At 35.5% G+C, this 13,311-nt stretch carries 15 protein-coding genes; 7 read left to right on the top strand and 8 right to left on the bottom strand.

Annotated elements, in window-relative coordinates:
* Positions 1–35: 35 nt before the first annotated feature.
* Complete coding sequence (locus IPJ80_02650) at positions 36–1,352, bottom strand: methionine adenosyltransferase (GenBank protein MBK7912381.1); 1,317 nt, start codon at positions 1,350–1,352, stop codon at positions 36–38.
* Positions 1,353–1,496: 144 nt separating this feature from the next.
* Between IPJ80_02650 and IPJ80_02645 the strand changes: the two genes are divergently transcribed.
* The 3 genes from IPJ80_02645 to IPJ80_02635 all read left to right on the top strand — a co-directional run bounded on the left by IPJ80_02645 (position 1,497) and on the right by IPJ80_02635 (position 6,484).
* On the top strand, positions 1,497–3,230 hold the full coding sequence (locus IPJ80_02645; GenBank protein ID MBK7912380.1) for a DUF1800 family protein: 1,734 nt from the start codon (positions 1,497–1,499) through the stop codon (positions 3,228–3,230).
* Between the two features lie 29 nt (positions 3,231–3,259).
* Positions 3,260–4,855 (top strand): DUF1501 domain-containing protein, encoded by a 1,596-nt coding sequence (locus tag IPJ80_02640; protein MBK7912379.1) that lies wholly within the window; start codon positions 3,260–3,262, stop codon positions 4,853–4,855.
* A gap of 153 nt (positions 4,856–5,008) precedes the next feature.
* The gene (locus IPJ80_02635) at positions 5,009–6,484 is read left to right on the top strand and encodes an anion permease (GenBank protein MBK7912378.1); all 1,476 of its coding nucleotides are present in this window, start codon (positions 5,009–5,011) and stop codon (positions 6,482–6,484) included.
* Positions 6,485–6,514: 30 nt separating this feature from the next.
* Here the strand turns inward: IPJ80_02635 and IPJ80_02630 are convergent, their stop codons facing one another.
* From IPJ80_02630 to IPJ80_02615, 4 genes are all read right to left on the bottom strand, one after another.
* Positions 6,515–7,021: a hypothetical protein gene (locus IPJ80_02630; GenBank protein ID MBK7912377.1), complete on the bottom strand. Its 507-nt coding sequence runs from the start codon at positions 7,019–7,021 to the stop codon at positions 6,515–6,517.
* Between the two features lie 41 nt (positions 7,022–7,062).
* Positions 7,063–8,484, bottom strand: a complete 1,422-nt coding sequence (locus IPJ80_02625; GenBank protein ID MBK7912376.1) for a glycosyltransferase family 39 protein — start codon at positions 8,482–8,484, stop codon at positions 7,063–7,065.
* Positions 8,485–8,618: 134 nt separating this feature from the next.
* Complete coding sequence (locus tag IPJ80_02620) at positions 8,619–9,107, bottom strand: hypothetical protein (protein MBK7912375.1); 489 nt, start codon at positions 9,105–9,107, stop codon at positions 8,619–8,621.
* 47 nt (positions 9,108–9,154) lie between these two features.
* Positions 9,155–9,763: an N-acetyltransferase gene (locus IPJ80_02615; protein MBK7912374.1), complete on the bottom strand. Its 609-nt coding sequence runs from the start codon at positions 9,761–9,763 to the stop codon at positions 9,155–9,157.
* Positions 9,764–9,912: 149 nt separating this feature from the next.
* Here IPJ80_02615 and IPJ80_02610 point away from each other — a divergent pair, with 149 nt between their 5' ends.
* Positions 9,913–10,095, top strand: coding sequence for a hypothetical protein (locus tag IPJ80_02610; GenBank protein ID MBK7912373.1), 183 nt, complete (start codon positions 9,913–9,915; stop codon positions 10,093–10,095).
* A 60-nt stretch (positions 10,096–10,155) separates the two neighbouring features.
* Here IPJ80_02610 and IPJ80_02605 read toward each other — a convergent pair whose 3' ends face one another.
* Positions 10,156–10,812, bottom strand: coding sequence for a hypothetical protein (locus IPJ80_02605; GenBank protein ID MBK7912372.1), 657 nt, complete (start codon positions 10,810–10,812; stop codon positions 10,156–10,158).
* 239 nt (positions 10,813–11,051) lie between these two features.
* Here IPJ80_02605 and IPJ80_02600 point away from each other — a divergent pair, with 239 nt between their 5' ends.
* The 3 genes from IPJ80_02600 to IPJ80_02590 are packed head-to-tail and all read left to right on the top strand — an operon-like array spanning position 11,052 to position 12,000.
* A complete protein-coding gene (locus IPJ80_02600) occupies positions 11,052–11,369 on the top strand; it encodes a hypothetical protein (GenBank protein ID MBK7912371.1) in 318 nt (105 codons plus the stop codon).
* A gap of 28 nt (positions 11,370–11,397) precedes the next feature.
* Positions 11,398–11,700, top strand: coding sequence for a hypothetical protein (locus tag IPJ80_02595; protein ID MBK7912370.1), 303 nt, complete (start codon positions 11,398–11,400; stop codon positions 11,698–11,700).
* Entirely contained in the window at positions 11,701–12,000 is a 300-nt protein-coding gene (locus IPJ80_02590) for a hypothetical protein (protein ID MBK7912369.1), read from the top strand. It begins immediately after the preceding gene.
* 58 nt (positions 12,001–12,058) lie between these two features.
* On the opposite strand, the gene queD is transcribed toward IPJ80_02590, so the two are convergent.
* Together queD and IPJ80_02580 are read right to left on the bottom strand one after the other, a co-directional pair.
* Positions 12,059–12,418 (bottom strand): 6-carboxytetrahydropterin synthase QueD, encoded by a 360-nt coding sequence (gene queD, locus IPJ80_02585; protein ID MBK7912368.1) that lies wholly within the window; start codon positions 12,416–12,418, stop codon positions 12,059–12,061.
* A 72-nt stretch (positions 12,419–12,490) separates the two neighbouring features.
* On the bottom strand, positions 12,491–13,138 hold the full coding sequence (locus tag IPJ80_02580; protein ID MBK7912367.1) for a class I SAM-dependent methyltransferase: 648 nt from the start codon (positions 13,136–13,138) through the stop codon (positions 12,491–12,493).
* Positions 13,139–13,311: the final 173 nt, after the last annotated feature.

Genomic DNA, 13,311 nt, shown 5'->3' with positions numbered 1-13,311 from the left:
CAAAGCATTTAGTTGGTATCGATGATGCGATGTCTTTATTTTTTTATTCCAAATTCCTTGCGGATTTTTGAAACATAATCCAGTTTTTCCCAGGTAAATAATTCTACCTGCATGGTTTTTTCATTGGGTTTGCCTGCATTAAAGGTTTTCGTCACGGTTTCATTGGTTCGTCCCATATGACCGTATGAAGCAGTTTCAGAATACATGGGCGATCTTAATTTCAAACGTTGTTCGATAGCATAAGGACGCATATCAAAGAGTTTTTCAATTTTTTTGGCGATTTGACCATCTGTCAATTTTACTTTAGCAGTGCCTTTGGTATCAACAAACACATTGCAAGGTTTAGCAACCCCAATTGCATACGATACTTGCACAAGTACTTCGTCACAAAGTCCCGCAGCAACCATGTTTTTAGCGATATGGCGCGTCGCATAAGCTGCAGAACGGTCCACTTTGGATGGATCCTTCCCACTAAATGCACCACCGCCATGAGCCCCTTTTCCACCGTAGGTGTCAACAATTATTTTACGACCGGTCAATCCGGTATCTCCGTGTGGACCTCCGATAACAAATTTACCGGTTGGATTCACATGATAGGTGATATCATTGTTGAATAACTTTTTTATGTGAGCGGGTAATTTTCTTTTTACACGCGGGATTAAAATGTTGATTACATCATTTTTAATTTGATCCAACATTTGAGCATCGGCTTTTTCCTGATTTTTTGACGCCCTTCCGCCATGAATAAATTCATCGTGTTGGGTAGATATTACGATGGTATCAATTCGGATTGGTTTATTGTTGTCACCATATTCAATGGTAACCTGACTTTTGGCATCGGGTCTCAAATAAGTCATAACCCGGCCTTCTTTTCTGATTTTTGCTAATTCTTCTAAAAGTAGGTGGGCCAGACTCAATGCGAGTGGCATATAATTATCGGTTTCATTGCTTGCAAAACCAAACATCATCCCTTGATCTCCGGCACCCTGGGCTTTTGCTTTTGCTTCAAAACTTTGAAGCTTTACTTTCCGATCCACACCCCGGTTTATGTCCGCAGATTGCTCGTGAATTGCTGAAAAAACACCGCAACTGTTGGCTTCAAACATGTATTCAGAACGGGTGTATCCAATTTTGCGGATGACTTCCCGGGCGATTTCCTGAACATCCAAATAGGCTTTTGATTTAACCTCACCGGCTAAAACAACCTGCCCTGTAGTAACCAGCGTTTCACAAGCAACTTTTGAGTCTTTATCATAAGCTAAAAAATGGTCTATGAGTGCATCGGATATTTGATCAGCTATTTTATCCGGATGGCCTTCAGATACAGATTCAGAGGTAAATAAATAAGACATAATGAGGTTTTAATAAATTAAAGGGCAAAGATAATCGTCCTGATAAACTTAATTGTGTTTTAAAGGGCAACCAGGACCGTAATTTGTCCGTATCATACTTTAATGCATTGTTAATATTATGTACTTTTACAAAAAATCCAAGTTATGGGAAGCATAAAACCTTTTTCTGGGCCTTTTGGTAAGCCCGAATTAATTCACCTACTTAGAAGAACCATGTTTGGGGTCAAAAAATCGGACCTAAATTTCTTCAAAACTAAAAATTTGGATGAAGTTTTACAAGTGTTGGTTCCTACAACCCCCAAAGCTCCGGATCCTCCATTGAGAGCTTATTACAATAATGTGGATCCAACCAAAGATAATTTAGACACTTTAGTTCCATTTGGTAAAACCTGGGTTGACACGCCGGCGCAAGCTTCACAACCTGCAAATCCATCAGGAAGTAGAAGAAATAGCCTTAAACAATGGATGACTGGTTTGCAGTTACATCAAGACCGTTCAGTGTATGAAAAAATGATCATGTTTTATCAGACATTGCTGGTAACAGAAGATGCAGTGGTAGAAAACGCTCACGCCATGTACAATACCCAAAGTTTGTATCGCAAGTATGCAATGGGTAATTACAAGAAATTGATTAAAGAAATCACATTGGACGCAGGAATGCTCCGATATTTAAATGGAGAGCGCAACACTAAAACAGCTCCTGATGAAAATTATGGTAGAGAATTGCAGGAGTTATTTTGTATTGGAAAAGGACCTGGCTCAGGATATACGGAAGAGGATGTAAAAGCTGCGGCAAAAGTATTGACAGGTTGGTATGTAATTTATAATGAAAAGATTGCTAATGTAACCACCAATGTGATTCCACGTAAAGCATTCAATAAAGACAAGCACGATTTAAATCCGAAGACTTTTTCAGCCTTTTATAACAACACAGTAATACAATCAAATACTGCAATTATTGACCCGGCTCCTTTTACAACGATTGAAGAGCGAAGAGCCTTTGATGAAATAGAACAGTTAATTGAGATGATATTCGCAACAGATGAATTATCAAAATACATCTGCAGAAGGTTATGGAATTATTTTGTTTACTATGAAATCACTCCTGAAATTGAATCTGAAGTCATTGAACCATTAGCTGAATTATTTAGACAAAATGTGGATCATCCAGATCAAATGCAAATTGTGCTAAAAGCCTTATTCGGTTCTGATTATTTTTTCAAGTCAGAGCATCGTGGTTGCATGATTAAAAGTCCGGCAGATTTTCATATTGGAATGGCCCGTACGTTTGATTTTCCAATTCCAAGACAAAGCGCAGACCCTTCAAAGGATTATACGAACCTCGAAGCACAATATTATATGTGGAATATATTCAGAACGTATAATGTCAATGCCGGCCAGGATGTCAATGACCCACCGAATGTTGCCGGCTGGGCGGCCTATTATCAAACGCCTTCTTTCCACGAAATCTGGATTGATACTGCAACGTATCCATTCCGTAAAGGAGCATATGAAGCTATCGGCAGATCAAATTTTTCGCTTAAAGTTGCAAATACCTATGATGGTAAATCTGGCTTTTTAAATAAAATGAATTTTGTTGATTTTGTTAAACAGTTTGATAATCCATCCGATCCAAACGAATTGATTCGGGAAGCGGTTGAATTAATGTTTGGCCCTCCGCTGTCACAATCAACCAAAGACCAGTTGAAAACCAATTATCTGTTATTGGGGCAATCAACAGATTATTATTGGACTGATGCCTGGGATGTTTACATCGCAAATCCAAGTACTACGGATCCTGAATCAAAAAAGGTTCCACAAATGTTACAGGATCTGTTTGTGTACTTAATGTCAGCAGCAGAATTCCATATTTGTTAATTCCATTAATCTCTTTTAATTAAAATTATATGAAAAGAAGATCATTTATACAATCTGTTCCGGTTGCAGTTGGAGGTATGACTGTTACAGCTCATGGTGCAAGTCCACTATTGTCAGCATTGACCAATGCTTTGGGTGATACCGATCGGGTTTTAGTTATTATTCAATTGAATGGTGGTAACGATGGATTAAACATGGTGATCCCATTAGACCAATATGCTTCTTTAGCACAAGCTACCATTCGCCAAAATATATTATTACCGGAAGATAAGGTTTTAAAATTAGGAGGAACGAATAATGCAACTGGATTACATCCGGCCATGAATCGTTTTTACGATATGTACAATGAAGGAAAAATGGCTGTCATACAGAGTGTTGGGTATCCTAAATTTAGTTACTCACATTTTCGTGCAACAGATATCTGGATGACAGGTGCTGATTCAACAGAATACCTTAACTCCGGTTGGGCGGGTCGATACCTCGCTTATGAATACCCAAATTATCCGGTGGGCTTTCCCAATACAGTAATGCCGGACCCATTATCAATCCGTGTTGGTGGAAATATTGTTTTAGGATTGCAGAATCAGGGCGTTCCAATGGCAATTTCTATTTCAAATACAAATGATCCATTAAATTTAAATGGCAGTTTATTTCAGGATCCAGCTCCAGGAAATTACATGGGAAAAGAATTGGCCTATGTTCGCGAAGTGCAAAGACAAACTGATAAATTTGGAGATTCGGTTAAAAATTCTGCGGATAAAGGAACCAATTTATCAACACTCTATCCAAAAACCAATACGGAATTAGGTTACACCTTGGGGCAACAATTGTCTATCGTAGCTAAATTAATTTCTGGTGGAATTAAAACGAGAATATTCTGGCTAAGTACAGGAGGATACGATACACACGCCGGACAAGTTACAGCTGCAGACCACACTACAGGCGCACATGCTAATTTATTAAAAGGCTTGTCAGATGCGGTAGGTGCATTTATGAATGATATTAAATTATTAGGACTGGAAGACCGTGTAATCGGAATGACTTTTTCAGAATTTGGAAGACGAATCATATCCAATGCTTCCGGTGGCACAGACCATGGAGCTGCGCAACCAATGTTTGTGTTTGGTAAAAAAGTAGTTGGAGGCGTGGTTGGTGCAAATCCAATTATTGATCCAAAATCTACCGTTGGATCCAATTTACCAATGCAATACGATTTTCGCTCAGTGTATGCATCCATATTAAGTGATTGGTTCTGTGTACCAGATCCGGATCTTCAACAAATTTTATTGCGCAATTATCAAAAACTACCTATCCTCGATCCAGGCAATTGCATACCAACTTCTGTTCATGATCAAAACAATCGATTGGGTGAAAACCTTGTATATGCATATCCGAATCCATTCGTTCAATCTACTAAAATAAAATTTGAAACGAAGGGTGGCCATACGCAAATTCAAATCATCAACAACGAAGGTTCTGTTATAAAAACCCTTTTAGATCAAGATATGCAATCAGGAAAATATACGCTGGATTGTGATCTTGAAGATGCAGCTGCTGGAATCTATTATGTCAGACTTCAAAATGGTGTATTACAACAGGTGAAGTCAATGATGAAAGTCAAGTAATAGCAATTACGAATTTCGAATTACAAATTATGGGAGCGGAGCGGACATCCCGCGTACTCGCGGGACGAATTATTAATTGATTCGTTATTTTGCGATTAATGTAAAGTCTAGAGTCTATAGTCTATAGCCTCTATTATTCCTTATATTTACCACATGAAGGCGATTCGTATTGATTTGTATTTTTATTTGATCTTGCTATTGCTTCTGTTGCATTATTTGTTCAATCCTTTTGAATTGCAACCAGGAGCATTAAAAGTATTAAGTGCCGGATTGGTTATGATCTCCATGTGGATTTTGGAATTGATCCCTATGCCAATTGTTGCCTTATTGCCTCTGATAATATTTCCTTTGTGGGGTGTTGAAAGTTTAACTGAAACAGCCAGGAATTATGCGGATCCAATTATTTTTTTATTTATGGGTGGCTTTTTTATTGCACTCGCAATTGAGAAATGGAATTTGCACCAACGGATTGCATTGAGTATTTTGAAAAAGTCGGGTGGAAAGGGAAATCACATTTTACTTGGTTTTATGGCTTCCAGTTTTTTAATCAGCATGTGGCTAAGCAACACGGCTACTACCATGATGATGTTTCCTATTGCATTGTCGGTATTAAATGTTATGGGTTCAAATTTCAAAGGAACTGGATTTAAAAAATTCTCAACTTCTGTATTATTAAGTATAGCCTATGCATCAAATATTGGTGGCCTGGCAACGATTATAGGTACTCCTCCAAACATTGCTTTGTTAGGATTTATGAATGAAGAATATCATTTAAATATCAGTTTTTCGGATTGGTTTGTAGTTTGTTTTCCTCTTGCTTTAATTATACTTGCTTTGTTGTATTGGGTGTTTACCCGTGTTTTATTTATAAACAAAATGGATAAAGATGAAGCAACCAAAGCATTTATTGATTCGGAATTTCTCAAACTAAAGAACTGGTCAAAACCTGAACGATATGTCCTTTATATCTTTTTGGCTACTGCATCTTTATGGATTACAAAAGATTTATTGGTTCGATTTACAGGTTTGCCAATAAATGATGCACAAATTGCCTTAGCGGGTGCATTTGCTCTTTTTGTGGTTCCTTCAGGCATTAAAAAAGTAAAGCCAGAGGATGCAATTGATTTAGAAATTGAAAATATTGATTCTCAAAGTTCCCGTTTGTTGGAATGGAATGATACCCATAAAATGGCCTGGGGAATTTTGTTAATGTTTGGTGGCGGATTGGCATTGGCTAAATCCATGGAATCTTCCGGTCTCATGAAACTGATTGGGGAAGGAATTGCTATCTATGCACCCCAACATTTGTTCTTGCTCATTTTACTCGTTGCTTCTATTTCAATTTTTTTGAGTGAAATAATGAGCAATATTGCCCAAGTCATTGTGATGGTACCCATTTTAAGTTCGATTTCAATCGCGATGGGCATTTCACCAATTATTGTTTGTTTGCCGATGACTTTGGCTGCTAGTTGCGCCGGTATGTTGCCTATGGGTACCCCTCCAAATGCAATTGCGTATTCAAGTGGAAAAATTCCACTAAAAGAAATGATGAAAGCAGGTTTTGTATTAAACCTGATCAGTATTTTGGTAATCAGTTTGTTTTGTTATTATTTTAGGATATCGATATAAGCCAAGTTTCGCAATAGCCAATAGGCTTGATCAAAGACAAAGACCAACACTAAAACCTATTGGAAGGAAGAGTAGTTCAAGATTATCATATCCAGAAAAAGGGATACTAAAATAGACTCTAAAGTTGAATTTGTTACGATCTAGTGGTTGGAATCTATAGCCGCCAAGGATATAGAATGCAGAAGGTCTATTGGTTTTTCCTGATACATATATATGCCCTAATCCTAATTCAAGATAATTTTTTGAATTGCCTAAATTTGCACTTACTGAAGTAGGAAAGATGGTAAACTGTTTAGCACTTGAACAAGGTCCAAAAACACAAATTTTAAATTCTTCATTATAGCCAATTCCAATTTTTCCTGCTAGAAATGATTTCCCGTCCAGGTCTTTTATACGTTCATAGATAAGAGCAATTGCTGATCCTTCCCCAATATTTAATCCAATATTATTGATAGGACGCATCGCATTTTTTAATACCGCATCCTGTCCTTTGAGATGGGAAAGACAAAGTAATAAAAACAGGATAATCAATCGCATTTATTCAATCTTCAAGTTTAAAGATACCAATTTTCATTCAACTATTTTATAATACAGACTTCATAAAATTGATATTTCTGGGTCGCTTGTAAAATGGGCTCCAAATGAGAATTTAGCTCATTTCCCTGATCCATTAAATTAGTGAGAAAATATTGAGTCTTGATATTAGAGGATGTATCCAAACTGATGTTTTTATAGCGAATAAAATATCCATGCAGACTCCAATCAGTCCAAAGATTTTTAGAAATTCCAATCGTGCTGCCATCATCCAGATAATTTCCAATACTATGAATATCATGCAACAATGCTGCATCTCTGCTCACGGCATGTACATTAGAGATGGACAATGAAAGACCCAAACAAAAAGCAAGCAGACTGATAGATGTGAACACTTTAAAAGAAAATGAATGTGTTTTTATTCTTAAAATTAAAAAATTTACAATTGGATAAATTAGGATTCCAATTCCCAAGGCAAAGAATGGAAAACTGGGAAGGATGTAAAATCCACTTTGTTTTAAACTAATCATCATGGGAAAGACTGCTGATGCTGCGACAAGTATGAAAGGGAAGGCTTTGTTCCAATTAAGTTTTATATCCAAATTTTGTTTTTTGTATATAAAAACTGTAATAGCGCATAGTATGAATGCTGGTATTAGTTCAAAAATACATCGTTGGATTAAATACCATCTGGAATCAACTGTTTGGACAAAATAGATACTTTTTAATACCTGTACATTCAAATAAGTATACAAAGAAACCGAGGCCTGTTGGTTGAATGAAATTAGCAGAAATAGGGGGACTGCAATGCCTAAACACATCAGCAAAGTCTGTTTGGTGAAACGTGAAAAACTAAAATCTCTTGAAAAGAGATTAAAGAAAAATGGAAAGACTAAAGGAAAGAATCCTACAAATCCTTTGGATAAAAATGCAAGAAATAGCATGCTCCCTGAGGTCAGAAAGTACATTTTGGATGAACGGTTAAAAGCTTTTAAATAGAAATACACACTCAGGCAGGTAAAAATGCTTACTGTATTTTCCAGGAGGTTATTTGAACTGGACCATTGAACTAATGGAACGGAAAGCCACAAACACAAGGGAATCCATGCATGTCGTAATGCCATGAGCAACCAGATTCGGCAGATGATAAAGCCGGTTAGGATAATGCAACATAATGAATAGATTTTTTCAGTATAATGACTTGCTCCTATAATTTTAAAAAATAAAGATTGAATGCCTAACGCAAGTGGAGGATGTTCATAAAATCTAGGAAACAAGGTATTGGAGAAATGAGTTTGCCAAAAAGTACCGACTCCATTTGACAAATTTCTTGCAATACTTGAATAAAACAGGCCATCCATAAAGATGCCTTCGGAAAAAGTGAAAGGTGAAATAATTGTTAGAAAGATGCCTGTAATGAAAAAATAATAGGCCGAGTTAGGTTTTAAATGCAGAAGGCGGTTCACCGGCAATTGTTTTGTGCGCTCAGGATTATTTCATAAAGGAATCTAAGCGTTATGTAAAATCCGGTACGCTGTAATTTGTAAATACGCATGCCAGGATGCCTAATGTGTAGAATTTAATTTATAAGAATTTAAGTCTATTCCCGGTCATTGGATTGATGTTCCCCATTACTTGGCGTTGTGGCTGATTCATAAATTTCGGTATGTCTGATTTGACCACCTAGATATCCCACCCGAGCCATCACTGAAAAACTGAATAAGGAACATATCAATGCTATTTTTGCAATCAATCGCGCTTTTTCTGAGTTTTTAAAATTAAATATTAAACCAAGAATGGAATTTAGCCCTACCACAATTAAACTAATGAGCCCAAACAAAGCAGCTTCTTCATGTTCATGGATTCGTTTCTTTGACACGCCGGGTATTTGTTCAACCAATTCTTCAGCAGATTCTCCGGTAAAATAAGAAATGCCTACACCAAGTGCAGATATGATTAAAACCAGATAAGATGCAGAAATCGTATGCGTACTTTTGGTGTAAAGGCCATAGGCTAAGACGATCGCGCCTAAGATGGAACCAAATAAAGGTAAATGTGTAATGAGTAAATGGACATGAGCAAGGTTCATTGTTGAATTTTTTTATTAGATTATAACAAGATTTTTGATTAATTATTTTAAGAATTATTTAATTTATTATTGGCTGCTGATAAAATAGCGTGAAATTCATTTGAGTGTTTCAATTCTTCCAATTTAAGGGGTAATGTTGGGTTTATTATATAATCCTGAAGGGTTTTTTGAAACCATTTGACATCATGCCAGGTTCCTGATTTAAAGCCTATATTTTTAAAAATACCTATTTCTTCAAACCCCATTTTGATGTGAAGTAATTCACTTTTCTTATTTGGAACGGTCACTCCAGCGTATACATTAAAGAACCCTTGAATTTTAAGAATGGATAACAGAGTTTCATAAAGTATAGACCCAATTCCTTTACCTTGTAGAGATTCGGTTATATAAATGGTAGATTCAGCGGACCACTGATAGGCCGTTTTATACCGATGCCGACTGGCATAAGCATAGCCTTCGATTTGATCGTTTTTTAAGCAAACCAACCAGGGATATTCATAAATTGTATCGAGAATTTTACTTTGAAATTCATTTAGCTCAGGGACTTTATAATCAAAGGTAATTGGAGTATATAAAACATAAGGCTCATATACCTTTAAGCATGCTGCTGCATCTTGCTCAGGAGAAATGAATCGTATAGAATAAGTGTCTTCCATTTTTTAATAATTCGACATATTATTAAGCAAATAAAAGCAATTTGTACATTCTGACAGCCTATTTAATTATTTAATAATTAAATTCAAACCAAATTTTTTTTGTAGTAAATTTGAAATAAGACATTTAATGCTATTAAACCAGAATCGACATGGAAACACAAACAATTGTAGAAACCCCATCAATACAGATGGAATCAAAGTCTTGCAAACAGCAGCCTATTTGCTTAGGGGGTAGCATTTTTAAAACGAACCTGGTTTGTGGTTGCTGTTTTTGTGAAACGGGATCCTGTCTTTGTGAATGGCATAAAGAAACAAATGGATTCTGGTCTTAATTTACGACGAGTCACGATGATCCCTGAATATTGTTTGAATGTGCTAATAAAAGTTTGATTTCAATTTGTACTAGCTTCATTCAATTCGATTAAATAACTCATCAATTGACTCGCAGATTCCAATACAGGACCTCCCATGGGATCTTGAAATAGCTGATTGATAGGTCCTTGACCAAAATAAAGTCCATCTGAAACCAGAAAGCTTAAACGCGCCTGACCGGTATCAGGATAAGGCAATCGATCCTGATTCCAGGGACCAATTTGCTTAATTACCTGATGGCTTTTATCGAATAAATTTTGAATTAACTGGTTGGATTGTTCCTGAGCGGCTTCCAACAAGATTACTTTTTCTGAATAATTAATGTAGCGCGCTGTGCCGTCTTGGTAGGCAGCCAGTACATCAAGTCCTTCCTCCAGAGCAACTTCAATGACGACTCCTAAAAGCTCTTTAGTTTGGATCTTTTCTCCTTGTTTTCTCAATAGATAGTAGGCTAACAGTTTTATTCGGCTTTCCAAAGTCGAATCTTGGGTAATATTAAAAAGATCAGTGGTATTTAAGGGCTCAGATAATAAAATGTTCCAGGGATAAGCTGTGTTTACATCTGTTGAATTTTTAAAAAATTGTGGATTATCACAAAACATCAATTCATACAACTTGTTGATGGCCTCATTTTTAAAGGGAGGGTAGTCCGCTGAAGTAGTGTCTGTGCTTTTCATTATGAAAATGTTTTAATTAAACTTAAGTAAAGAATAAATTCTTTTAGATCAATAAATAGTGAATTGTTGAAAATTCAATCCTGGAACAAATGTAGTTATTTATTCAAATTAAACCTGACAACATAACGCATTTAAAACCTATTTAGAAGTATTATAAGCAATTCTAAAAATTTCAAAGTTCCAAAAGACTGATTATATTTGTAAGGAATTGAAATGATTTGAATCGATTATAGAAAGGTATGAAAACAATTATAAAATTCCTTTTGGTTGGTTACGGGATTACGGCCCTATACTTCTTATATCTCGCAGCAATTAATTTGTTTGTTTATTTTGCCAACACTTCGAAGGGTTTTTATGAACCATTTTTACCTGCTGGGAGAAATTTAGCAATCGGGGTTATTTTTGCATTGATTACCGGATTATCCTGGTTTTTATTGCGCCAGCCATCATATCAAAAAGCTGGAACCATCCTTATTTATTCGCCCTTAATTCTTATTGGATTATTTATTTGTTGGTTTCTTATTGTAATGATATCTTCAGGAGGAAAATGGAATTAAAAGAATTGTTAGTTCCTTATTTTGACCTATGGAGTTTTTATCAAAAATATTGTTCTTCGTACTTTTTGGCATGACCTGCCTTCTGTGTTTGTTTTTTTTTCTTAGCTCAATCAATGTGCTGATTGATGCTTATGGTAAAAAGTCAGAATCCATTATAATGGGTTTAGCAGGTGTTTTGGTAGCTATAGGATTATACATAAGCTATCAAGCTATCCAAGATACGAATCGATATTTATATTGCAGCGGCATATTAGGCATCACCTGGTTAGTAGCTCTAGGAGTCGTGTTGATTGGTTTATTCTTTTTTAATGGTCCACTACGTTGGCAATAAATGGCTTTTATTTTAAAATTAATTTATTATTGTTTATTGGCCGGAACTGCAGCTTTGTCCTTTTTTTATATTTGGACGGCATTGTTTTCTAAACCAGGAACTAACAATCCGTTTTATCTTAAACAATGGTTTGGAATTGTTTCTTTGTTTGTGCTGGCTATCTTATATAAAGCCTACCTGGCTGGAGAAGTAGAAGCTCGTTTTGGTCTGGGTATTAAAATCATAATGATATCCTGGGCTTTATGGGGCTTGATTGTAATTCTATTTTATGGAATTGCAAAGTATCTTGGTAAAATCTAGTTGAATGATTTAGATATATTATAAAGATTGCTTTCGTTACCCTTTATTAAATTTAATATCAAACGGTACCTGTATAAATCACTCCTGAAGTAGGCGTTTCATTTAATTCAATTTTAATCAGTTGGGGTATTTGTGGTTTTATTTGATCCCAAAGCCAAATTGCAATTTGCTCGCAGGTTGGATTTTCTAAACCCGGAATGTCATTCATCAATTTGTGATCAATTGATTTTAAAATGGGATCAATTGCTTTATTAATGGCAGCAAAATCCATAACCCAGTTTAAATGAGGATCTAAACGGTCATCGATAAAAACGGTTAAATGATAGGTGTGTCCATGAATGTTTTTGCATTTATGACCTTCTGGTACGTTGGGAAGAAAATGAGCGGAATCAAAAGTAAACTTTCTAAATATTTGCATCTCAATCAGAATTTGGAACTCTATATGGAAAAAAATAGATATTTATCAAACAAAGGTACTATCTAAATCGATTTAATTTATTCCTGATTTTAATTTAGCTATATAAATAAGATGATTTTCAATCTTTAATTCTGATTTTTGATATTTTATAGTGGAAAATTCTAAGATCGTAAAGTTATTGGCAAATAACATTTCTTCTAAATAATTGGTCTCATGATAATAAACAAAAAGACTGTTTTTTCCATCACTGCTGGTTTCATAAGCAGATGTTTCGTAACGACCTTCAATGGTACTGAAGTAAAATATTCCTCCACCGTGCAATAATCTTGATGCATCTTGTATTAGCTGGGCGCATTCGAGCTTGGATAAATAGGGCATACAGAAACCGATGAGGATTGCATCGTATGACTTACTTAATTGACTCAGGTGACGGCAATCCATCAGTTTAAAATGAACGCTTGGGTTGTTTATTTGTGCAAGGCGGAGCATATTTGGCGAAGAATCAATTGCATCAATAATTAGATCAGGGCGAATTTCCATAAGGTATTTCGTAATATTTCCAGGACCGCAAGCAATTTCCAAAATCAGCGGATTTTCTTTGTCCAGAAGTTTGCAGAAATGATCGTAACTTTCATTATATATCTTTAAATCCATGAATTTGTCCTGATACCGTTGCGCGATATCATCCCAATTTGAAATATCTGATTTTGTTGACTTCATGTTAATTATATTATTTTCTATTATATTTTATTTATTCTTAAGGGTTAATAATGTTCAACCTTTTTCTTCGATGTTCGCCTTACTGAATTTAAATTAATAATGAATTGTATTATAAATATCGTATTAAAACTCCTTATAAATTTATATTATCTATTTAAAATTCTGATGCCATT

It is taken from the genome of Saprospiraceae bacterium (assembly GCA_016714025.1).
Taxonomy (GTDB): domain Bacteria; phylum Bacteroidota; class Bacteroidia; order Chitinophagales; family Saprospiraceae; genus Vicinibacter.
Note: the sequence above shows the minus strand (reverse complement) of the source record. Positions and strands in the feature narration are given on the sequence as shown.